Source organism: Galactobacter sp., from assembly GCF_022712295.1.
Classification (GTDB): Bacteria; Actinomycetota; Actinomycetes; order Actinomycetales; family Micrococcaceae; genus Galactobacter.
The window spans coordinates 17,275-38,996 of the sequence record NZ_JALAGT010000171.1; the positions used below are offsets into that span (position 1 = coordinate 17,275).

19 protein-coding genes and 1 pseudogene are annotated in these 21,722 nt (G+C 66.7%); 14 read left to right on the forward strand and 6 right to left on the reverse strand.

What is annotated here, in order from left to right:
• Nucleotides 1–161 precede the first annotated feature (161 nt).
• The gene (gene lepA, locus Q0A15_RS12320) at nt 162–2,018 is read left to right on the forward strand and encodes a translation elongation factor 4 (RefSeq protein WP_291279822.1); all 1,857 of its coding nucleotides are present in this window, start codon (nt 162–164) and stop codon (nt 2,016–2,018) included.
• Nucleotides 2,018–3,265: a radical SAM family heme chaperone HemW gene (gene hemW, locus Q0A15_RS12325; protein WP_291279823.1), complete on the forward strand. Its 1,248-nt coding sequence runs from the start codon at nt 2,018–2,020 to the stop codon at nt 3,263–3,265. Before lepA ends, hemW begins: the two co-directional genes overlap by 1 nt.
• A 5-nt stretch (nt 3,266–3,270) precedes the next feature.
• Here hemW and Q0A15_RS12330 read toward each other — a convergent pair whose 3' ends face one another.
• From Q0A15_RS12330 to Q0A15_RS12340, 3 genes are read right to left on the reverse strand one after another with little or no spacing between them, the layout of a single operon-like run.
• Complete coding sequence (locus Q0A15_RS12330; RefSeq protein WP_291279824.1) at nt 3,271–4,218, reverse strand: TAXI family TRAP transporter solute-binding subunit; 948 nt, start codon at nt 4,216–4,218, stop codon at nt 3,271–3,273.
• Nucleotides 4,215–5,615: a HAMP domain-containing sensor histidine kinase gene (locus Q0A15_RS12335; RefSeq protein WP_291279825.1), complete on the reverse strand. Its 1,401-nt coding sequence runs from the start codon at nt 5,613–5,615 to the stop codon at nt 4,215–4,217. Before Q0A15_RS12335 ends, Q0A15_RS12330 begins: the two co-directional genes overlap by 4 nt.
• Nucleotides 5,612–6,259 (reverse strand): response regulator transcription factor, encoded by a 648-nt coding sequence (locus tag Q0A15_RS12340; protein WP_291279826.1) that lies wholly within the window; start codon nt 6,257–6,259, stop codon nt 5,612–5,614. Before Q0A15_RS12340 ends, Q0A15_RS12335 begins: the two co-directional genes overlap by 4 nt.
• A 181-nt stretch (nt 6,260–6,440) precedes the next feature.
• On the opposite strand from Q0A15_RS12340, the gene Q0A15_RS12345 reads away from it, so the two are divergent.
• Nucleotides 6,441–7,790 (forward strand): MFS transporter, encoded by a 1,350-nt coding sequence (locus Q0A15_RS12345; protein ID WP_291279827.1) that lies wholly within the window; start codon nt 6,441–6,443, stop codon nt 7,788–7,790.
• Between the two features lie 71 nt (nt 7,791–7,861).
• Here Q0A15_RS12345 and Q0A15_RS12350 read toward each other — a convergent pair whose 3' ends face one another.
• Together Q0A15_RS12350 and Q0A15_RS12355 are read right to left on the reverse strand one after the other, a co-directional pair.
• Complete coding sequence (locus Q0A15_RS12350; protein WP_291279828.1) at nt 7,862–8,272, reverse strand: DUF4870 domain-containing protein; 411 nt, start codon at nt 8,270–8,272, stop codon at nt 7,862–7,864.
• A 118-nt stretch (nt 8,273–8,390) separates the two neighbouring features.
• A complete protein-coding gene (locus Q0A15_RS12355) occupies nt 8,391–9,236 on the reverse strand; it encodes a DUF3097 family protein (protein WP_291279829.1) in 846 nt (281 codons plus the stop codon).
• A 228-nt stretch (nt 9,237–9,464) separates the two neighbouring features.
• On the opposite strand from Q0A15_RS12355, the gene hrcA reads away from it, so the two are divergent.
• The 11 genes and pseudogenes from hrcA to Q0A15_RS12410 all read left to right on the forward strand — a co-directional run bounded on the left by hrcA (nt 9,465) and on the right by Q0A15_RS12410 (nt 20,978).
• Nucleotides 9,465–10,493, forward strand: a complete 1,029-nt coding sequence (gene hrcA, locus Q0A15_RS12360; protein ID WP_291279830.1) for a heat-inducible transcriptional repressor HrcA — start codon at nt 9,465–9,467, stop codon at nt 10,491–10,493.
• Nucleotides 10,494–10,556: 63 nt separating this feature from the next.
• A complete protein-coding gene (gene dnaJ, locus Q0A15_RS12365; protein WP_291279831.1) occupies nt 10,557–11,669 on the forward strand; it encodes a molecular chaperone DnaJ in 1,113 nt (370 codons plus the stop codon).
• A gap of 1 nt (nt 11,670) precedes the next feature.
• Nucleotides 11,671–12,489 (forward strand): 16S rRNA (uracil(1498)-N(3))-methyltransferase, encoded by an 819-nt coding sequence (locus Q0A15_RS12370; RefSeq protein ID WP_291279832.1) that lies wholly within the window; start codon nt 11,671–11,673, stop codon nt 12,487–12,489.
• A 50-nt stretch (nt 12,490–12,539) separates the two neighbouring features.
• On the forward strand, nt 12,540–13,619 hold the full coding sequence (locus Q0A15_RS12375; RefSeq protein ID WP_291279833.1) for a PhoH family protein: 1,080 nt from the start codon (nt 12,540–12,542) through the stop codon (nt 13,617–13,619).
• Nucleotides 13,616–14,092 (forward strand): rRNA maturation RNase YbeY, encoded by a 477-nt coding sequence (ybeY, locus tag Q0A15_RS12380; protein ID WP_291279834.1) that lies wholly within the window; start codon nt 13,616–13,618, stop codon nt 14,090–14,092. The genes Q0A15_RS12375 and ybeY overlap by 4 nt, the downstream gene beginning before the upstream one ends.
• The gene (locus tag Q0A15_RS12385) at nt 14,089–15,381 is read left to right on the forward strand and encodes a hemolysin family protein (protein ID WP_291279835.1); all 1,293 of its coding nucleotides are present in this window, start codon (nt 14,089–14,091) and stop codon (nt 15,379–15,381) included. Before ybeY ends, Q0A15_RS12385 begins: the two co-directional genes overlap by 4 nt.
• A gap of 1 nt (nt 15,382) precedes the next feature.
• Nucleotides 15,383–16,348, forward strand: coding sequence for a GTPase Era (gene era, locus Q0A15_RS12390; protein ID WP_291279836.1), 966 nt, complete (start codon nt 15,383–15,385; stop codon nt 16,346–16,348).
• A 188-nt stretch (nt 16,349–16,536) separates the two neighbouring features.
• A complete protein-coding gene (gene leuA, locus Q0A15_RS12395) occupies nt 16,537–18,276 on the forward strand; it encodes a 2-isopropylmalate synthase (protein WP_291279837.1) in 1,740 nt (579 codons plus the stop codon).
• An 81-nt stretch (nt 18,277–18,357) separates the two neighbouring features.
• Nucleotides 18,358–19,077, forward strand: a pseudogene (gene recO / locus Q0A15_RS12400) (DNA repair protein RecO); the annotation flags it as partial.
• An 86-nt stretch (nt 19,078–19,163) separates the two neighbouring features.
• Nucleotides 19,164–19,904, forward strand: coding sequence for an isoprenyl transferase (locus tag Q0A15_RS12405; RefSeq protein ID WP_291279847.1), 741 nt, complete (start codon nt 19,164–19,166; stop codon nt 19,902–19,904).
• Between the two features lie 18 nt (nt 19,905–19,922).
• Entirely contained in the window at nt 19,923–20,978 is a 1,056-nt protein-coding gene (locus Q0A15_RS12410; RefSeq protein ID WP_291279838.1) for a quinone-dependent dihydroorotate dehydrogenase, read from the forward strand.
• A 125-nt stretch (nt 20,979–21,103) separates the two neighbouring features.
• Here Q0A15_RS12410 and Q0A15_RS12415 read toward each other — a convergent pair whose 3' ends face one another.
• Nucleotides 21,104–21,709 carry a DUF3043 domain-containing protein gene (locus Q0A15_RS12415; protein WP_291279839.1) on the reverse strand — a complete coding sequence of 202 codons (606 nt, stop codon included), beginning with the start codon at nt 21,707–21,709 and terminating at the stop codon, nt 21,104–21,106.
• Nucleotides 21,710–21,722: the final 13 nt, after the last annotated feature.

Here is a 21,722-nt window from a genome sequence, read left to right on the forward strand (position 1 = left end):
GGCAGAGCACAGGGGCCAGGGCACCGGTGCTGGTGCGGTGTCGCCGGTTGCCCGTGAGAGAATCGGGGGAGACACAGTGCGCACGTGGTGTGGGCACCGACCAGATACACACACGGAACGCGTTTCTCGCGTACCGACGAACTGAAGCGAGGCTGACGCTCTTGTCCCCCCAGGCCCGTGAGATACCGGCGCCCGCCGCCACCGATCCCGCGGTGATCCGCAATTTCTGCATCATCGCCCACATCGATCACGGCAAGTCAACGCTGGCCGACCGCATGCTGCAGTCCACGGGCGTGGTGCAGCCGCGCGACATGAAGGCGCAGTACCTGGACCGGATGGACATCGAGCGCGAACGCGGCATCACCATCAAGTCCCAGGCCGTGCGTATGCCGTGGGAAGTGGACGGTAGAGCCTATGCCTTGAACATGATCGACACGCCTGGCCACGTCGACTTCACCTACGAGGTCTCCCGGTCGCTGGCCGCCTGTGAGGGTGCCATCCTGCTCGTTGATGCCGCTCAGGGCATCGAGGCGCAGACCCTGGCCAATCTCTACCTGGCCATGGAGAACGACCTCACCATCATCCCGGTGTTGAACAAGATCGACCTGCCGAGCGCCGAACCGGAGAAGTACGCCGCTGAACTGGCGAACCTGATCGGTGTGGAGCCGGAGGACGTACTGAAGGTCTCGGGTAAGACCGGTCAGGGTGTCGAGGAGCTCCTCGACCAGATCGTGAAGCAGCTGCCGGCTCCCGTCGGGAATGCGGATTCCCCGGCCCGAGCCATGATCTTCGATTCGGTCTACGACTCCTACCGCGGCGTGGTGACCTACGTGCGTGTGGTGGACGGCAAACTTTCCCCCCGCGAACGCATCGAGATGATGTCCACCGGCGCCATCCACGATCTGCTGGAGATCGGCGTGTCCTCCCCGGAGCCCGTCCCCACCAAGGGCCTGGCCGTCGGAGAGGTCGGCTACCTGATCACCGGTGTGAAGGACGTTCGTCAGTCCCGTGTGGGTGACACAGTGACCTCGCACGCGTCGCCTGCCGAGGAGTCGTTGGGCGGCTACGAGGACCCCAAACCCATGGTGTTCGCGGGTCTGTACCCCATCGACGGATCCGACTACCCGGTCCTGCGCGATGCCCTGGACAAGCTCAAGCTCAACGACGCCGCGCTGACCTACGAGCCGGAGACGTCGGCCGCGCTCGGCTTCGGTTTCCGTGTGGGCTTCCTCGGCCTGTTGCACCTCGAGATCGTCCGCGAACGCCTGGAGCGCGAGTTCGGCCTCGACCTGATCTCCACCGCACCTGCGGTCGAATACGACGTGATCACCGAGGACAAATCCCACCTGCACGTGAAGAACCCCTCAGAGTTCCCCAGCGGCAAGGTGCTGGAGGTCCATGAACCCATGGTGGCCGCGACCATCATCGCGCCGAGTGAGTTCATCGGCGCCATCATGGAACTGTGCCAGTCCCGCCGCGGAATCATGGGCGGCATGGACTACATCTCCGAGGAGCGGGTGGAGATGCGCTACCGGCTGCCGCTGGCCGAGATTGTCTTCGACTTCTTCGATCACCTGAAGTCCAAGACCCGCGGCTACGCCTCGCTGGATTGGAAGTCGGATGGCGAGCAGGTGGCCGATCTGGTGAAGGTGGACATCCTGCTGCAGGGTGATCAGGTGGATGCGTTCAGCGCGATCACGCACCGGGATAAGGCCTACGCCTACGGGACCATGATGGCCACCAAGCTGCGTGAGCTCATTCCCCGTCAGCAGTTCGAGGTGCCCATCCAGGCCGCCATCGGCTCCCGCATCATTGCCCGTGAGAACATCCGCGCCATCCGTAAGGATGTGCTGGCCAAGTGCTACGGCGGCGACATCAGCCGTAAGCGCAAATTGCTGGAGAAGCAGAAGGAAGGCAAGAAGCGGATGAAGATGGTGGGCCGCGTGGAGGTTCCGCAGGAGGCCTTCATCACCGCGCTCTCGTCCGACTCCGACGGCCAAGACAAGAAGAAGAAGTAGTGCCCTCCACTCTCCCTGACGGCGACCCGGCCCCTACGGACGGGTCGCTGCCGGCCTCGGCGGGGGCCAACGCCGCGCAGCGCACCCTCAGCCTGTACCTGCACGTCCCGTTCTGCCGTGTGCGCTGCGGGTACTGCGACTTCAACACCTACACCGCCACGGAGCTGGGCAACGGGGCCTCACGCGAGACCTACCCGGACGCCATGGCGGCGGAATTGGCGTTGTCCGAGCGGGTGCTCAACGACGTCGGCGCCGGTGAGCGCCCGTTGTCAACCGTGTTCTTCGGCGGTGGAACCCCCACGTTGTTGCCGGCTCAGGCGCTGGGGGACACCCTGCGCAGGGCCGTGGACCACTACGGGCTGGTCCCGGGCGCCGAGGTCACCACCGAGGCCAACCCGGACTCCGTGACACCGGAGTCGTTGCAGACCCTTGCGGACTCCGGCTTCACACGCGTCTCCTTCGGCATGCAGTCGGTGCGCCCGCACGTGTTGAAGGTGCTCGATCGGACCCATACACCCGAGCGGGTCCCACAGGCCGTGGCCTGGGCTCGCGAGGCCGGGCTGGACGTCAGCCTTGACCTGATCTACGGCACGCCCGGGGAGTCCCTTGAGGATTGGCGTGCGTCCCTCGAGGCGGTCCTGGCCATGGAACCGGACCATGTCTCGGCCTATGCACTGATCATCGAGAACGGCACCAAACTCGCCGCTCAGATCCGCCGCGGCGAGGTGCCGAACGTGGACGACGACGACCACGCCGACAAGTACGTCCTGGCGGACAAGATCTTGGCCGACGCCGGTTACGACTGGTACGAGGTGTCCAATTGGGCTCGCGGCCGTCACCACCGCGCCCACCACAACGTGGCCTATTGGATGGACCAGGACTGGTGGGGCATCGGCCCGGGTGCCCACTCCCACGTGGGCGGTGTGCGCTGGTGGAACGTGAAGCACCCTGCCGCCTACCAACAGCGTCTGGATACCGGTGTCTCTCCGGTGCATGCGCGGGAGATCCCCGACGCGGAGGCCAGGCACCTCGAACAGGTCATGCTGCGCATCCGCTTGGCCGACGGCCTGCCGCTGTCGCTTCTGTCCGACGAGGAGCGTTCCCGAGTCGCGGGGCTCGTGGCCGACGGCCTGGTGGAACCGGCGCCGGCCCGTCGGGCCGATGCGGGCGGCGAGCGCCGACTGGTCCTCACCTTGCGTGGAAGGTTGCTGGCCGACGGCGTGGTCAGGACCCTGCTGGGGTTCTGAACGGATCAGCCGTAGCGTTCGCGGTAGCGTGCTCGCGCCGCGGGGTGCAAGGCGAGTGTGCCTGTGTCGATCAGGTCGGACGGGGTCAGGAACTGCACCCCGATGGAGTCCTGTGGAACCAGGCTGTGTGCGTCTTCGATGAGGATGTCGACGAGGGAAGCGACGGTGGAGTCTGCCAGCCCGGGGGAGGCCATCAGCAGGCTTGGCACGCCGACGGTGGTGAGCGGCGCTGTGGAGCCGTAGACGCCGCTGGGGACACGTGCCGCGAGATAGACGTCCGGGTGGTCATGTTGAAGTGCCTCGATGCCGTTGGAGAGGTCGAGCAGGCGCCGACCCGACGTGCGGGCTCGGCGGTCGATGAGTGGCGTCGGCAGGCCGCCGGACCAGAAGCAGGCGTCCACGTCTCCCGCGTCGAGTCGGTCGAGGGCCTCGGCGATCGGATGCTCCTGGACGTTCTGCCGGTCCACGTTCCGCCCGTCCTGGCCCTGCGTGTCGAGGAGCCGTCGCACGGTGAAGGAACAGCCGGAGCCTGGGGCGCCGATGGAGATCGGGTGGCCCGCGAGATCCTCGAAGGCCGTGATGGGGCCGTCGGCTCTGACGATGCATTGCAGGTAGTTCTGATAGATGCGTCCGATCGCCGCCGACCCTCCGGGATCGACCTCGGCCGTGTCCGCGAGGCACATGGCCAGTTCCGCGGCTCCGGAGGCGAGTTTCTCCAGGTTCTCGGCACTGCCGTTGGTGGCGACGGGAGTCACGGCCAGCCCGGTGTCGCCGTGGTGGGCGGCGTCTCTGAGCAACCGGGCGAATCGGTGGTAGTTGCCTCCGCGTTCCCCGGACGCCAACCGGAGCCTGGTGGCGGTGTCGCGGCCGGTGCACGCGCTGAGGCCCAGCGCCACGGCGAGTGCTGAGGAGGCCAGGGTTGCGCCGATGAGGTCGCGTCGCGTGAGGGTCATGTCTGCTCCGTCCTGATCCGGATGCGGAGTCCGCCGTCGGTACCCCGGTCGGTGGCGACGGTGGCGCGGTTGGCCCGGGCGAGTTGAAGGACGATCGCGTGGCCCAGCCCGGATCCCGGTAGGGAGGAGTGGTTTCTGGCACGCCAGAAGCGGGTGCCGAGGTGCTCCAATTCGTGGTCGGTGAGCCCGGGGCCGTCGTCGCTGATCGTGAGTGTCGCGGTGGAGGCGCTCTGCTCCCACGCCAGCGTCATGGTGGCCTCGGGCCCCGCGTACTTACCGGCGTTGTCCACCAGGATGGCGAGGATCTCGTCGAGGTCCTGTCGGGAGAACCTGGGGCGGGCCGCTGAGGGCACGGCTTTCAGGGTCAGCCCGCACCCGAGGGCGGCCGCCCGATGGGCGTCCGCCAGTTCCTCCGCCGTGATGATCGGGTACTCGTCTGTGGGGGAGTCTGCGGCGTTCGGTGAGGTGGCCTGATTGGCCCTGTGCTCCGCTCTGGCCAGTTCCAGGATGCGATCGATGGTGCGCTCGAGCCGATCGAGATCCCGGTCGATGGCAGCGATCTCGTTGCGGTCGACGGCGGCGTCCAGCGCGTCGGCACCAGAGAAGGTCATGGCGTCAAGTCGCATGCGTACGGCGGCCAGGGGATTGCGCAGCTGGTGCGAGGTGGCGGCAACCAACCCGCGCTGCTGTTCCAAGGTGTCTTCGACGTGCTGGGCCATGCGCTGGAAGGACCGTGAGAGCCGGCGTAGCTCGGGCGGTCCCGTGACCGCGGCCGGGCGGTAGTCCTCCTGCTCGGCGAGCGCGTTCGCAGCGAGGTCGAGCGCGCGGACGGGGCGTAGCACCCAGTGGGTCCACCAGACCGAGGCGAGCAGGACGGCGGCCAGGACCCCGAGTCCGGCAGTGCCGGCCATGGCCAGCTGGCGGGTCACGTCGCCCTTGGCCCGGGTGAGGTTCGCCTCCAGGGCCACCGCGCCGATGGGGGAGGTGCCCTGGGACAGCACGGGGGAGGCGAAGACGGCGGTGTCGGCGCTCCATGGCAGGATCGCGTCGCTGTCGGCGTGGTCCACTCCGCGCAGGGCCGCGTCGAGCGCCGGTTCCACCTTTCCTTCTGCCCGCATCCCACCGCTGGAGGCGACCACTCGATCGGCGTCGTCCACCACCACGGCACGCTCGCCATAGACGCGTTCCAGGCGGTCCAGATAGCTCTGCAGGCTGGAGGCGTCGGAGCCCGCAACGGGACCTGCGGCGCGTTGCAGGATCCGGTCGATGGTCGCCGTGCGCTGGAGCCGGAGTTGGTCGGTGCGCTCGTGGGAAATCGCCTGGGACACCGGGAACAGGATGGCGATGACGGTCAGCAGCCCCAGCAGGGCCAACGGAAGCAGGACTCGCCGTCTCATGAGGGCAGTTCGAGGCGGAAACCGAACCCGCGGATGGTCGTGATGGTGAGCAGAGGTAGTTTCTGGCGCAGTTGGGCCAGATGCACATCGAAGGATCGCGAGGTCGAGGCGTAGCCCGGGCCCCAGACCCGTTCGAGGACGGCCTGCCTCTCCACCGCGGTTCCGGCGCTGCGCGCCAAGGCCATGAGGAGGGCGAATTCGGTCGGGGTGAGAGACACCTCGGTGCCGTCCTGCCTCACCTGGCGGGCGACCTCGTCGATCTGCACGGGGCCCAGATCGATCCGGTCGGAGGTCGCGTAGCGACGGGTGACGGCGGTGAGCCGGGCCAGCAGTTCGTGCAGGCGCACGGGTTTGACCAGGTAGTCGTCTGCGCCAGAGCGCAAGGCGCGCACCGTGGAGCGCTCGTCGTCGCGTGCGGTCACCACGATCACGGGCAGGTCCGCCACATTGCGCAGGCGGTCCAGTACATCCAGTCCGTCCATGTCCTCGAGGCCGAGATCCAACATGAGCACGTCCGCATTGCCGTGCTCGCTGAGGACGTCCGCGCCCCTCGTGACCCGGCTGCACACGTGGCCCGCCCGATTCAGGGCTCCGGCCAGGGCAGCGGAGACGGAGGGGTCGTCCTCCGCGATGAGCACACGCATGGGATCAAGTATGCACACAGTCCGCACGCGCCCCGCGACGAACCAACGTGAGTACGTAAAGACAGTGTTAAGAAATCCGATGTGACCCACCTCATGCCTCGCAGACTGAGTGGGTGGCGCAGCCCTCGGGTTGCTCCGAACCACTCGAACCACTCGACGACGGGAAGCAACGATGTCAACGATGACGCAACAGCCGCCAGGGCCTGGGACCAAGACCACGCGGACCTCGACCACCATGGGTCGGGCGGTGTCCAATACGCTGAAGGGTTCGGCGGGCAACCTCGTCGAGTGGTACGACGTCTACGTCTACTCGGTGTTCGCCAGCTACTTCGAATCCCAGTTCTTCTCCGAGGACGAGGCGAATTCGACCCTGTACGTCTGGGCCATCTTCGCCGTCACGTTCATCATGCGGCCCATCGGCTCCTGGTTCTTCGGCCGCTTCGCCGATCGGCACGGTCGGCGCTTGTCCTTGAGCGTCTCCGTCTCCCTCATGGCTGCGTGCTCCCTCCTGGTGGCCGTCTCGCCGACCGCCAACACCATCGGTGTCGGTGCCGTGGTGCTGCTGGTGTTCGCCCGTCTTGTGCAAGGCTTCGCCACCGGCGGCGAGTACGGCACCAGCGCCACCTACATGTCCGAGACCGCGCTGCCGGGCCGCCGCGGATTCCTCTCCTCCTTCAATTACGTGACCCTGGTGGGCGGCCACGTCCTGGCCCAGTTGACGCTGATGATCATGGTGCTGACCATGAGCCACGACCAGATCCAGACGTGGGGCTGGAGGGTGGCCTTCGCCATCGGCGCCGTGGGTGCGCTGGTGGTGTTGTGGATCCGTCGGACCATGGACGAGTCCCTGCAGACCTCCACGCTGCAGGCGGTCAAGGCCGGCGAGTCCGAGCAGTCCGGATCCATGAAGGAATTGCTGCTGAACCAGTGGCGTCCGCTGCTGCTGTGCTTCCTGGTGACCGCAGGCGGAACGTTGGCCTTCTACGTCTACTCCGTCACGGGCCCCAATATCGTCAAGTCACTCTTCGCCGACGGCGATGTCGTGGCCAGTACCCTGATCAACTTCCTCGCCCTGACCTTCCTCATGCTGCTGCAGCCCTTGGGTGGCTACATTTCCGACAAGGTGGGACGCAAGGCGCTGCTGGTCTTCTTCGGGGTGGGCGGCGTGGCCTACACCTGGTTCCTGCTCACCTACCTGCCCAAGCAGTCCAGCCCGGTCTCGGCCTTCCTGATCCTTGCCGTGGGCTTCGTGATCCTCACCGGCTACACCTCCATCAACGCGGTGGTGAAGGCGGAGCTCTTCCCGACCCACATCCGTGCGCTCGGTGTCGGATTCGGGTATGCCCTGGCCAACTCCGCCTTCGGAGGCACCGCACCGCTGATGTACGAGGCCGCAACCGGCGCGGACAGGATGCCGCTGTTCATCGCGGTCGCCACGGCCATCATCGCCGTGTCGCTGCTGGTCTACATCTTCGCGTTGAAGAACAAGAGCCCCAACTGGCTCGACGACGAGCACAAGATGCGCGGCTGACCGGCAACCGAAAGGCCCGGTGCGACGAGGAATCCAACCTCGCCGTCACCGGGCCTTCGCTCGTTGCGGGATCACTCGTAGAGGAACATCCGCACGTTGAGTTTGTAGAGATACGGGCGGCCCTTGTTGACCTGGACGCCGCCCAACACCCCGGAGATGGTCATGAACAGCCATATCAGGACCGCCACGACAGAGAAGATCCAGCCGATCGCAGGGATGAAGCCGAGGCCAAGGAAAACGACCACCAACACGGTCAGAGGGAGCGTGAAGTTGAAGGCCTCACGGGATTCCTGGCGCGTGAACGGTCCTCGATCGCGGAAGGCCAAGTAGACGCAGAGGCTGGGGATGAACCCTGCGATGGAGAAGCTGTGGGCCACGTAGGCCCACCGGCGGTCCTCTGCAGGGGTCAAGGGAAGCGACCGGGTGTGCTCTCGGGGCGTATTGCCGCGGCCCTGAGCCGGGGGCTGGGATTGTGAGGACACCGGGTCTATGCCTCCTTCGAAGGACTTCACGGACGGGTTCCGTGCAAGAACCCGCTGTCGACGCTTAAGCTTACTGAAATCTGCTGGGTGCAAGCCTGGAATCGCAGGGTGTCCTCGATTACGTGGTGACGAAGTCGATGAGCTCTTCCACGCGTCCCAACAGTGCGGGTTCGAGGTCGCCGTAGCCGCGTACCGTGGAGAGGATGCGCTGGAAGCCGAGCCCGACGTCCTCCTTGGTCCGGTGCGGCCACCCGAGCCTGGCCAGGGTGCCGAGCTTGAAGTCCTCGTTGCGGGGGACGGTGGGCCAGGCGTCCAGACCTAGGCGGGCGGGCTTGACGGCCTGCCAGATGTCGATGAACGGGTGGCCCAGCACCAGGACGTTGCCTTGCGCCCCGGGCACCTTCATCGCGGCGTTGGCGATGTGGTCCTCCTTGGACCCGGTGACGAGGTGGTCCAGCAGGACGCCCAGGCGGCGTCCCGGGTTCGGGGCGAAGTCGCGCACGCGGGCGGCCAGGTCGTCGGCCCCGTGCAGCGGCTCGACGACGATGCCCTCGATGCGCAGGTCGTGGCCCCAGATGTGTTCGACGAGCTCGGCGTCATGCGCCCCCTCCACCCAGATCCGTGCGGCCCGGGCCGTCCTGGCCGGAGCATGACCCACATGGACGGAACCCGACGCCGAGCGTCGGGGCGTTTTGGTCTTGACCGCTGGGGCCTGGGCTGGTTCCACGATCTCCACGGGCTCGCCCTCCACCAGGAAACCGAAGCCGGAACGGAAGGAGCGACGGCGTCCGTGACGGTCCTCGAGGACCAGGACACGGATGCCGCCTGCACGTTCCGTCGAGACCAACTCACCGACGAACCCGGACTCCATGTCTTCCAACAGCAGCCCGAGTGCTGCAGCGACCTTCCTCGGAGGAACCCGCTTGGCGGGCGTCAGGTCACGGGGTCCCCAATCGGCATACATGGCATCGATCCTAACCGTCGCTCCCGGCCCACCCGCCGCAGCAGGGGCGAGCGTGCTCGGTCACGTTCGCTGCTGGAAGAGCGTCAAAGCTGGGTGTCTGTCGCTCGCGACGCCTAGACTGGACCCGAGTTGGCAGTCCGGACCTCGGAGTGCCAATCCAACGCCATGGATCGGCCCGTGAGTTCCGATCACGGCCGTGGGGTCCGAAAGCACCGACGAGGAGGAAGCATGAGCGAGCAGAATCGTTCCAACGCCAGGCGACTCCAGGTGCTGCGCGCCGTCGTCGAGGACTATGTCCATTCGCGTGAGCCAGTGGGGTCCAAAGCCCTGGTGGAACGTCACGGGCTCGGGGTTTCCGCGGCCACGGTACGCAACGACATGGCCGCATTGGAGGAAGACGGGCTGATCGTGGCCCCCCACACCTCCGCCGGGCGCATCCCCACGGAGAAGGGGTACCGATTCTTCGTGGACCGGATCCAGGAGGTCAAACCCCTGTCCGCGGCCGAGCGCCGGGCCATCCACACGCTGCTCGACGGCGCGGACAGCATCGACGACGTTCTCGCCAAGACCGTGCGTGCCTTGGCGCAGGTGACCAGGCAGGTCGCGGTGATCCAGGTCCCGCGCCCCGACGGGGCCCGTGTGCGCCACGTGGAGATCGTGGATCTCGGCCCCGGCCAGGCGCTGGTCATCCTCATCACCACCACGGGTGTGGTGCAACAGCGCGTGGTGAGCCTTCCCGAGGGCATGAGCGAGGACGACATCGCCATGATCAGGCGTTCCCTGCTCTCCCTCGTCTCCGGCCTCGATCTGCGTGAGGCCGCCGGCCTTGCCGTCACGGTCGAAGCCTTGGTGCCGCCGAGTCTGCGCTCCGCTGCGGGGGAGATCGCTCGCGTGGTCACCGACCTGGCCACTGCAGGCGTCAGAGACCGCATGGTCATGGCAGGCGCCGCCAACCTGGCCAGGAGTCAACAGGACTTCGAAGGCAACATCACGCCACTGTTGGAGGCACTCGAGGAACAGGTCCTGCTGCTGAAACTGTTGGCGGAGATGGAACAGGACTCCTCCGGAGTGGCCGTGCGCATCGGCAGCGAGAACGCGGGGACCGGTCTGAACGGCGCCAGCGTGGTGGCCTCAGGGTACGGCCCGGGGAACAACTCCATGATCGGGGTACTCGGTCCCACTCGGATGGATTACCCCGGCTCCATCGGCGCGGTCCGTGCCATCGCCAGATACTTGAGTAGGATCCTCTCGGCCTGAGAGCCGGGTACCGCCCCTACGCCTGCAACAAACCCATTTCGAAAGGTATGGAAAACCGCTCCCATGGCATCCCATTACGAGACTCTCGGACTCTCACCTGACGCAAGCCAGGAGGAGATCAAGAAGGCCCACCGTAAGCTCTCCAGGAAGTTGCACCCGGACCTGAACCCGGGTGGCGACACCGAGGAGGAGTACAAGGCCGTCTCCCACGCCTACGAGGTTCTCTCCGATCCCGAGAAGCGCCGTAATTACGATGCCACCGGTAACGAGAACGGCACCGGAGCCCAAGGCGGCTTCGGCGGCTTCGGTGGGTTCGGGGACATCTTCGAACAGTTCTTCGGTGGGGGAGACGGCGGCCAGGGCCCCAAGTCCAGGACCGCTCCCGGACGCGATGCGCTGATCCGCATCCGCATCAGCCTGGAGGATGCCGTCAAGGGCACCAACCACAAGCTGCAATTGCGCACGGCAGTACTCTGCACCGTCTGTCGTGGAGAGTGCGTCGAGCCGGGGAGTCACCCCGTCACCTGCGAGACCTGCCACGGGGCCGGTCACATCCAGCGCCCGGTTCGTTCACTGCTCGGCCAGATGATGACCGTGGCCGAGTGCCCGGCCTGCTCCGGCTACGGAACCACCTTGCCCAAGCCCTGCCCCGAGTGCCAGGGAAGCGGCCGCGTCGCCGAGACCGTCACCAAGAACGTGAAGCTGCCGGCCGGTGTCGATTCCGGAACCCGAGTTCACCTCCCCGGCCAGGGTGAGGTCGGTACCGGCGGCGGCCCCGCAGGTGACCTCTACGTCGAGATCGAGGTGGACCGTCACCCCGTTTTCGAACGCGACGGCGACGACCTTCGCGCCGTGCTGAGCGTTCCCATGACGGCCGCGGCACTGGGGACCGACGTGACCCTGGAAACGTTCGACGGCGATCACGAGGTCTCGATCGATCCCGGCACCCAGTCCGGTGACGAGGTGCGCATGAACGACCTCGGCGTCCCTCACCTGCGCGGCGGAGGCCGCGGCGACCTCCGCGTCACCATCAACGTGGAGACCCCACGCGGGTTGGACGAGGCCCAGCAAAAGCTGCTGCGGGATCTCGCCGAGGCCCGTGAGGAGACCTTCACCGAAGGCAAGCTGGAGTCCCGCGGCCTCTTCTCCCGCCTGAAGGACAGGCTGCGCGGCTGACATGTCCCGCCAGTGTTTCCTTGACACCGAGCTCGGCGCGCACACGGTCGGTGACTCCCTGCGTCTCAACGAGGCGGAGACCCGCCACGCAACGGTCAAACGGCTGGAGGTCGGCGAGGAGATCGACGTGGTGGACGGCGCCGGAACCCGGTACACGTGCAGCGTGGACTCGGCGGGAGCGGCACTCGATCTGCGGGTGGTCGCGGTGACCCACGAGGAGTCTCCGCGCATCCGCACTCGGCTGGTGCAGGCACTGGCCAAGGGCGACAGGGACCTGCAGGCCGTCGAAACCTGTGTCGAGATCGGCGTCCACGCCATCACACCATGGCAGGCCGATCGATCCATCGTGCGGTGGAAAGCGGACCGGGCCACCAAGGCACACGCGAAATGGCGTTCGCAGGTGGCTGCCGCCGTCAAACAGTCCAGACGCTCCTTCAGCCCACACGTGGACGATCTCGTCACCACCAAGCAACTTGCCGTGCAGGCGACGTCGGTGACGAACGCGGGTGGGCTGGTGCTCGTGCTGCACGAGGACGCCACCACACCGATCTCCGCCGCCGTGGGGCAGTGGTTGCGCACCCACAGCGGCGGGCAGGGTGGCTCCACCGAGGCCGATACCGGGCCCGGCCCGAGCGAGGTGTTGCTGAGCGAGGTGCTGCTGATCGTGGGGCCGGAAGGCGGGATCGCGCCGTCGGAGGTCTCCGCGCTGCAGGCCGCGGGCGCCGTCCCGGTGCTCGTGGGACAGCACGTGCTACGTGCCTCGACCGCAGGCGCCGTTGGCCTGGTCCTCATCCGCTCCCTGCTCGGCGACTACGACTAAACTTGAACTCTCAGGACCCCATTCGCAACGTAAGGACGCCGAAACACCCCATGGCAGCCACCCCTACGTCATCCACCCCGGACCGGCCGGCGGCCACCGGACATCACGATGACGTCACCGAGGAGACCGTGCAGTTCAGGGACGTCTCAGAGATGGTCGCCACCTTGGGACCCCAGGACGCCCTGATCAGGATCATGGCGGGCGTGTGGCGCGATGTGGGGCTACGCCCCCTGGGAGATCGACTGGTGGTCAGCGGAAGCCGAAGCGACGTGGAATCCGTGGTTCGCGTCGTGAACCAGGCCAGGCACGCCGCAGCAGGCGGATCCGCCGTCACCTCGCAGGTGGTGGAACGCATCATCCGTGCGGAACGTCAGCTCTCCGCCCCGGTCCCGGACCCCGCCCTGGCCGGGGAGATCCTGCGCCACCGTGGACGTCAGATCCGGCCCAAGACCCTCAACCAGGCAGCCTATGTCGAAGCCATGGACACCGACACCGTGGTCTTCGGGATCGGGCCGGCCGGCACGGGTAAGACCTACCTGGCCATGGCCAAGGCCGTCCACGCGCTCCAGTCCAAGGAAGTCTCGCGGATCATCCTCACCCGGCCTGCGGTGGAGGCCGGAGAGAACCTCGGCTATCTTCCCGGTACCCTTTCCGACAAGATCGACCCATACCTGCGCCCGTTGTACGACGCCTTGCACGACATGATGGAGCCGGAGACCATCCCGAGGCTCATCGCTTCGGGGACCATCGAGGTGGCACCGCTGGCGTACATGCGCGGACGTACGCTCAACGAGGCATTCGTGATCCTGGACGAAGCTCAGAACACCACCCCGGAACAGATGAAGATGTTCCTGACCCGCTTGGGCTTCGGCTCCCGGATGGTGGTCACCGGAGACGTCACCCAGGTGGACCTCCCCGGCGGCAAACCGTCAGGACTGCGGGTGGTCACCGAGATCCTGTCCGGGATCGAGGACATCGCGATGTGCCGGCTCGACGCATCCGACGTGGTGCGTCACAGGCTGGTGGGCGAGATCGTGGACGCCTATGGACGCTGGGACGAGTCGCAATCTCGTACGTCGCCCGGTCGCCGGCGCAACAACAGAAGTCACACCCACAAGGAGGGCGCATGAGCGTCGACGTCATCAATGAGACCGAGGAGAGCGCCGACCTCGAGGAACTGACCGCCCTCGTGGTCAGCATCATGGACACGTTGTACGTCCATCCTGATGCCGAGGTCTCCGTGATGCTGGTCGACGAGGCCGCCATGGAGGGACTCCACCTGCAGTGGATGGACCTGCCGGGGCCCACCGACGTCATGTCCTTCCCCTTGGACGAGCTGCGCCCAGGCAAACCCGGAGTCCTGTCCGGGCCCGGGATGCTCGGCGACATCGTTCTCTGCCCCACCGTGGCGGCTGCGCAGGCCACGGCAGGCGGACACAGCACACAGGACGAGCTCGATCTGCTCACCACCCACGGCATGCTGCACCTGCTGGGATACGATCACGCCGAACCGGACGAACGTGAGGAGATGTTCGGACTGCAGCGCACGCTGCTCTCCGATTTCCTCGGCCGTCCCGCCCCGAAGGAGACGATGGGGGAGTGATCTCCGTCTGGCTGGTGGTGATCGCGGTCCTCCTCTCGGCTGCGGCCGGCCTGCTGACCGCCGCGGAGGCCGCCTATCTCGCGCTTCCGCGATCACAGGCCGAGGAACTCATCGAGGACGGGAAACGGCGCAGGCTGGTCGCGATCCTCAAGGCCCCGGAACGACACACGCGAGCGGTGCGCTTCTGGAGGATCTTCTTCCAATCCGCAGGCGGTGCAGCCTTCGCACTCGCCTGGACCTCCTGGGTCCACTCGATCTGGCTGGCCGGACTGTTGGCCACGATCACCATCACGTTGGTCGGTTTCGCGGTGGTCGGCGTCTCGCCCAGGCGATTGGGGCGAACCCATGCCGCGGGCGTCGTGGCAGGAACCGCGCCGTTGGTGCGCGTGCTCACCTGGATCCTGGGTCCCGTTCCCGGCTGGCTGGAAGGCATCGTGGCCCCGAGCTCGGGTGCAGGCGACGCCACCTTCTTCACCGCCGACCAGTTCAAGGACCTGGTGGACCGGGCTTCGGCGTCCAACGCCATCGAGGACGCAGAGGCGGACCTGATCCACTCCGTGGTGGAACTCGGTGACACGCGGGTCCGAGCCGTCATGGTCCCCAGGACCGACATGATCGCTGCCGACAAGGATCTCAGCGCGGCCAAGGCCCTGAACCTGTCCCTGCGCTCCGGCTTCTCCCGGATCCCCGTGATCGGCGAGGACACGGACGACGTCAGGGGCGTCGTGTACCTGAAGGACCTGGTCCGCTACGTGGTGGTGGAAGGGCGTCCGGACATTCCCTGCCATGCGGTGGCCAGGCGCGCCCGCTTTGTGCCCGAATCGAAGTCCGCGGGCGATCTATTGCAGGAACTCCAACGCGAGTCGGTCCACGTCGCCGTCGTGATCGACGAATACGGCGGCACCGCCGGACTGGTCACCCTCGAGGATCTCCTCGAGGAGATCGTGGGCGAGATCGACGACGAGTACGACCCGGATCGGGATGAAGTGGTGCCGGACGGGGACGATGCCTACATCGTCCCGGCCGACATGGACATCGACGACATGGGCGATCTCTTCGACCTGGAACTGGAGGACGAGGACGTCGACACCGTCGCAGGTCTGCTCGCCAAGGCTCTTGGCCGGGTCCCCATCGTCGGTGCCTCCGCGGTGCTGCCCCCACTTCACCTGAGCGCGCTGACCCGTTCGGGGCGTCGAAACCGGATCGGTAAGGTGCGCGTTCGCAGGGCCACGCCCGCTGAGATCGACGAGACCACACCGGAGAGCAACAGAAGACATGAGGAGAACTGACATGAGTTCGCAGCAGCAAGACCCGACGCAGTCGGGGCAGCGCGAAGAGAATTTCCGTGCCGGTTTCGCCTCCTTCGTGGGGCGCCCCAACGCCGGCAAGTCCACGCTGACGAACGCACTGGTGGGGACCAAGATCGCCATCACCTCGTCCAAACCCCAGACCACGCGGCACACCATCCGCGGCATCGTGCACCGGCCGGACCACCAGCTCATCTTGGTGGACACCCCAGGGCTGCACCGGCCGAGGACGCTGTTGGGCACACGGCTGAACGACCTCGTGGAGGAGACCCTCTCGGAAGTCGACGTGGTGTGTTTCTGCACCCCGGCAGACGAGCCGGTCGGCCCTGGTGACCGCTTCATCGTGGAACGCCTGGCCCGCCTGCGCCGCACCCCGATCATCGCGCTGATCACCAAGACGGACAAGGTGTCCAAGCAGCGCGTGGGGGAGCACCTCCTCGCCGTGGAGGAACTGGGTCGCGAGATGTTGGGAGGCGACGGCTTCGCCCAGCTGGTCCCCGTGTCCGCACTCAGCGGGGAGCAGGTCCAGACCGTGGACGAGGTCATCACCGAACGACTGCCCCTCTCGCCCCCGCTCTATCCGGACGGTGATCTCACCGATGAACCCGAGGCCGTCCTGGTCGCAGAACTCATCCGTGAGGCCGCATTGGAAGGCGTCCGGGACGAGCTGCCACACTCGCTCGCGGTGGTGGTGGAGGAGATGGAGGCCCGCGAGGACCGTCCTGAGGACAATCCGCTGACCGACATCCACGCGACGCTCTACGTCGAGCGGCCGAGCCAGAAGGCCATCATCATCGGCAAGGGAGGCAAACACCTGCGTGAGGTGGGGGCGCGGGCGCGCCGCAGCATCGAGAAGTTGCTCGGCACCAAGGTCTTCCTCGACCTGCACGTCAAGGTCGCCAAGGAATGGCAGCGCGACCCCAAACAGTTGGGACGACTCGGTTTTTAACGATGCGAGGGAGCCGGTGGTAGCGTGAGAAACATGACGACGCAGGTGCTGCTTCTCCTTAGCCGCCGCGGCGAGGTGCAAGGACGATCCTGAACCAGGATCTCCGGCCGACCCCTCACCGCGGAGTTCCTGGTGTGCCGGCGCAAACAAGCACTTCCCACATTCTTTGCCGTTTAAGGACTTCAGCCATGCAGAATCGTCAGCGCCCCTCCGGGATGCCCATTCACAAGTACGTACCCTTCCACGAGCAGGTGACGGTCTCCCTGCCGGACCGCACCTGGCCGGACAAGGTCATCACCAAGGCACCGCGCTGGTGCGCGGTTGACCTGCGTGACGGCAATCAGGCGCTCGTCGACCCCATGGACACCGACCGCAAGCTGAAGATGTTCCAGCTGCTGGTCCAGATGGGCTACAAGGAGATCGAGGTCGGCTTCCCGTCGGCCTCCCAGACCGATTTCGATTTCGTCCGCAGACTGGTGGAGGGCAACCTCATCCCCGAGGACGTCACCATCCAGGTCCTGACGCAGTCGCGTGAACACCTCATCGAGCGCACCTATGAGGCGCTGGAGGGCGTCCACCGCGCCATCGTCCACCTCTACAATTCCACCTCCGTGCTGCAGCGCCGTGTGGTGTTCAGGCAGGACGAGGACGGCATCGTGGACATCGCCACCCACGGCGCCATGCTCTGCAAGAAGTACGAGGAACAGCTGACCGGCACGGAGATCGTCTACGAGTACTCCCCGGAGTCCTACACCGGCACCGAACTCGAGTTCGCCCGTCGCATCTGCGACGAGGTGGCGGAGGTCCTGGGCGCCACCCCGGAGAAGAAGCTGATCGTCAACCTGCCGGCAACGGTGGAGATGGCCACCCCGAATGTGTATGCGGACTCCATCGAGTGGATGCACCGCAACCTGCGTCACCGCGACTCCATGGTGCTCTCCCTGCACCCGCACAACGACCGCGGCACCGGCGTGGCCGCGGCGGAACTGGGATACATGGCCGGCGCCGATCGTATCGAGGGTTGCCTGTTCGGTAACGGCGAGCGCACGGGCAACGTGGACCTGGTGGCGCTCGGCATGAACCTGTTCAGCCAGGGCGTGGACCCCGAGATCGATTTCTCCGACATGGAGCAGATCCGCCGCACGGTGGAGTACTGCAACCAGATGCGCATCCCCGAGCGCGTGCCGTGGGGCGGCGACCTCGTGTTCACGGCCTTCTCCGGATCCCACCAGGACGCCATCAAGAAGGGCCTGGACGCCATGGAGGCCCAGGCCGCAGCAGAGGGTCGGTCCGTGGACGAGCTGGTGTGGGAGGTTCCGTACCTGCCCATCGACCCGCAGGACATCGGCCGCAGCTACGAGGCCGTGATCCGCGTGAACTCGCAGTCCGGCAAGGGCGGAGTGTCCTACCTGCTGCGTCACGATCGTGGCCTGGACCTGCCGCGCCGCGCGCAGATCGAGTTCTCCTCCGTGGTCCAGCGGTACACGGACACCGCCGGTGGAGAGGTCTCCTCCGACCAGCTGTGGCAGATCTTCCAGGACGAGTACCTGCCCGTGGAAACCACCGGGAAGCAGTGGGGCCACTACCGGCTGGGACGAGTCACCTCGGACACCGATGAGTCCGGCGACGTGGTCCTGACCGCTCAGCTGTTCATCGACGGTGTGGAACACACCAGGCACGGCAGGGGCAACGGTCCCATCGCGGCCTTCCTCAACCTGCTCTCGCAGGAGGGCGTGGACGTCCGCGTGCTGGACTACACCGAGCACGCCATCGGCGAGGGCGGCGAGGCCCGCGCCGCGGCGTACGTGGAATGTGCTGTGGGGGAGCGGGTGCTGTGGGGCGCCGGGATCCACACCAACACCACCGTCGCGAGCCTCGATGCCGTGGTCTCCGCGGTGAACCGCGCCATCCGCGACCAGGCCGCCTGAGGCAACCCCCAGAGACCACGTTGAAGGGGTGAGTCCGCCACGGCCAGAAGCGGCTATTCGAAACGCAGCCATCGCGGTGAGGCCATCGTCCTGCGCACCCACAAGCTGGGCGAGGCCGACCGGATCGCCGTCCTGCTGACCCCGGACCAGGGTCAGATCAGGGCGGTGGCCCGGGGCGTTCGGCGGACCACCTCCAAGTTGGGTTCGGCCGTGGAGCCCTTCATGCACGTGGACCTGCAGTGGCTCGAGGGCCGCAACCTCCACACCATCACCCAGGCGCAGATCCTCCACGGGTACGGAGCCTCCATCAGCGCCGACTACGAGCGCTACACAGCGGCCGCCGTGGTGGCGGAGACGGCGGAACGCCTGACCCGAGCCGACGCCGACACCACGGCAGCGCAATTCCGATTGCTGCACGGTGTGCTCGCCTCCATGTCCAGGGGATCGGGGGTTCCCTCCCTGCTGATGGATTCCTACCTGCTGCGAGCCCTGGCCACGGCAGGGTGGGCACCGAGCTTCACCCACTGCGCCAGGTGTGGGGCACCAGGCCCGCACCGCGCCGTGAACATCCCCCTGGGTGGCGTGGTCTGCAGCAATTGTCGTCCGGCGGGATCCCGAGCGCCCGCGCCGGGAACCATTGTGCTGCTTGCCGCCCTGTTGGCCGGCGACTGGCCGGTCGTCGCGGCGGCCGGCGACCGTGAGGTCAGGGAGGCCGAGGCAATAGTGGGAGAATATGTGCAGTGGCACCTGGAACGTGCCCTGCGTTCCCTGTCCCTGGTCGAGAGGAATCCCCGAGAGTGAGCCGGAGAAACTCAAGCGCGCCCGAGCCGGCGTCCGCGCGCGGGACCCAACGGGCCGTCGAGAAGCCGGGACCCCACCCGTCGGGCATTCTGCCCCCGTCCCTGCCAGCCGAACTCGTGCCACGACACGTGGCCGTGGTGATGGACGGCAACGGCCGCTGGGCCAATCAACGCGGGCTGCCACGCACCGAGGGTCATCGTGCGGGCGAGGCGGCGCTGCTCGACGTCGTGGCAGGCGCCATCCAGGCCGGTGTGCGTTACCTCTCCGTCTACGCCTTCTCCACCGAGAACTGGAAGCGGTCACCGGACGAAGTGCGTTTCCTCATGGGTTTCTCCCGCGACGTGTTACGCAGGCAACGGGACCAGCTCGACGCCTGGGGCGTTCGGGTGCGCTGGTCCGGACGCCGCCCACGGCTGTGGCGCTCAGTGGTCCACGAACTCGAGATCGCCGAGGAGCGCACCAAGCACAACGAGGTCCTCGACCTGGTCATGTGCGTCAACTACGGCGGCCGTGCCGAGATCGTCGACGCCGTCAGCCAGATCGCCCGCGAGGTCGAGGCCGGCACGTTGAAACCCAAGGGCATCAACGAACGCAGTATCGCCGCACGCCTCGACGAACCGGATGTCCCCGATGTGGACCTCTTCGTCAGGACCTCCGGAGAACAACGCCTCTCGAATTTCCTGCTCTGGCAATCCGCCTACGCGGAGTTCGTCTTCCTCGAGGAACTCTGGCCCGACGTGGATCGCACCACGCTGTGGCGCGCCATCGACACGTACGCCCGCCGCGACCGCCGCTACGGTGGCGCCATCGACCAACCCAACTCCTGAACGGACTCGCCACCCCTCATGCGCATCTACCCCCTGCTCTTCGAGACCTTCCTGAGCAAACTCGACCCGGAACGGGCTCACGGCCTGGCCTTCTCCGCGCTGCGTATCGCGGAACGCGTGGGCCTGGGTGCCGTGGTTCGTCGGGTCACGGCACCGACCACCCCGGTGACGGTCATGGGCCTGAGATTTCCCTCCGCCTTCGGCCTGGCGGCCGGCTTCGACAAGCACGGGCACGGTACCTCTGCTCTGACCGAGCTGGGATTCGGGCACATCGAGGTCGGCACCGTGACGGGTCGAGCGCAACCCGGTAACCCCGCACCCCGACTCTTCCGCCTGAAGGCGGACAAGGCCCTGATCAACCGCATGGGCTTCAACAATGAGGGAGCGGAGGCCGTGGCCCCCCGCATCGCAGCGACCAGGGCCCGGCTCGAGAAGCGCTACCGCGGCAAGATCCGTCCGGTGATCGGGATCAACATCGGCAAGACGAAGGTGGTTGCCCTCGACGAGGCAGTGGAGGACTACAGGCTCTCGGCGCGGACGCTCGCCCCGCACGCAGACTACCTCGTGGTCAACGTCTCCTCCCCGAATACACCAGGGCTTCGTCTCCTGCAGGACGTGGCCAGCCTCCGGCCGCTGCTGACCGCCGTGCGTGAGGAGGCGGACCGTGCCACGGACCGCCACGTCCCGCTCGCGGTCAAGATCGCACCGGACCTCGCGGACGAGGACGTGGACGCCGTCGCCGAGCTGGCCATCGACCTGGGGCTGGACGGTGTGGTGGCGACCAACACCACCATCGCCCGGGAGGGGCTGTCCACCGATCCCGACGTCGTGGAGGCTGCAGGGGCGGGCGGGCTCTCCGGCGCACCCTTGAAGCAGCGCTCCCTCGAGGTGCTGCGTCGGCTTCGAGCGAAATTGCCGACGGACATCGCCCTGATCGGCGTGGGTGGCGTCACCACCCCGGACGACGTCCGGGAACGGCTCGACGCAGGTGCCGACCTGGTCCAGGGGTACACGGCCTTCCTCTACGAGGGTCCGCTCTGGGTCAAGCGGATCAACGAGGGTTTGCACGGCTGAGCCGAGCACCTCCTTGCGCGGCGCCCGGCACCGGTGGTGCCGACGACGAAAAAAGGGAATGCCCGACGCGTCGGGCATTCCCTTTCCTGCTCTCCTCGCCCGTGGCGCGAGGAACGTGAGTCGACTCAGTCCAGCTTGGCTCCGCGCTTGACCTGGGCCTTGGGCTGGCGCATGAAACGCATCTGGATGGTACGGAACGTGCCGTACCAGAGGACGCCGCGCTCCACCTCGCCGAACTTGGCGATGACGGCCTTCTTCAGGGCCCGCCAGGTGATGAACATGTCGACGATCAGGATGAGGATCACCACGTACATCATTAGGGTGGTGGTGACCTGGCCGGACGGGGACAGCATCGAGGAGAAGCCGATGGCCACGATGAAGTAGAGCAGGATCACGGGGAAGAAGAACTCGGCCAGGCAGGTACGTGCGTCGGCGAAGTTGCGGGCGAAACGCTTCTGGGGGCCGCGGTCCCTGGCCGTGAGGTACTGCTCCTCGCCGGTCTGCATACCGCGACGAATCTTGGCCTGTTCCTCGGCGCGACGCTGCCTGTCCCGCGCCTTGGCCTCCGAGCGGTTGGCGGACACGAGCGGACGCTGACGTGCGGCCACCTGGTCCCTCTGCCTGGGCGTTGGCCCCTTCTTGGAGCCGTCGGCCTTCCGGTCGGAAAGTTCCTCCGGCGGGGTCACCTGCGGCGCGGGGGCCTCATTCTGCTTCTTCTTCGATCCGAACACGCCCTCCATCCTA

Bases quoted from the DNA above. Each gene is read 5' to 3' on its own strand.
- Q0A15_RS12330 (WP_291279824.1), bottom strand. From the start codon at position 4,218: ATGACCCTCACGCGACGCGACCTCATCGGCGCAACCCTGGCCTCCTCA.
- Q0A15_RS12335 (WP_291279825.1), bottom strand. From the start codon at position 5,615: ATGAGACGGCGAGTCCTGCTTCCGTTGGCCCTGCTGGGGCTGCTGACC.
- Q0A15_RS12340 (WP_291279826.1), bottom strand. From the start codon at position 6,259: ATGCGTGTGCTCATCGCGGAGGACGACCCCTCCGTCTCCGCTGCCCTG.
- Q0A15_RS12345 (WP_291279827.1), top strand. From the start codon at position 6,441: ATGACGCAACAGCCGCCAGGGCCTGGGACCAAGACCACGCGGACCTCG.
- Q0A15_RS12355 (WP_291279829.1), bottom strand. From the start codon at position 9,236: ATGTATGCCGATTGGGGACCCCGTGACCTGACGCCCGCCAAGCGGGTT.
- hrcA (WP_291279830.1), top strand. From the start codon at position 9,465: ATGAGCGAGCAGAATCGTTCCAACGCCAGGCGACTCCAGGTGCTGCGC.
- dnaJ (WP_291279831.1), top strand. From the start codon at position 10,557: ATGGCATCCCATTACGAGACTCTCGGACTCTCACCTGACGCAAGCCAG.
- Q0A15_RS12370 (WP_291279832.1), top strand. From the start codon at position 11,671: ATGTCCCGCCAGTGTTTCCTTGACACCGAGCTCGGCGCGCACACGGTC.
- Q0A15_RS12375 (WP_291279833.1), top strand. From the start codon at position 12,540: ATGGCAGCCACCCCTACGTCATCCACCCCGGACCGGCCGGCGGCCACC.
- ybeY (WP_291279834.1), top strand. From the start codon at position 13,616: ATGAGCGTCGACGTCATCAATGAGACCGAGGAGAGCGCCGACCTCGAG.
- era (WP_291279836.1), top strand. From the start codon at position 15,383: ATGAGTTCGCAGCAGCAAGACCCGACGCAGTCGGGGCAGCGCGAAGAG.
- leuA (WP_291279837.1), top strand. From the start codon at position 16,537: ATGCAGAATCGTCAGCGCCCCTCCGGGATGCCCATTCACAAGTACGTA.
- Q0A15_RS12410 (WP_291279838.1), top strand. From the start codon at position 19,923: ATGCGCATCTACCCCCTGCTCTTCGAGACCTTCCTGAGCAAACTCGAC.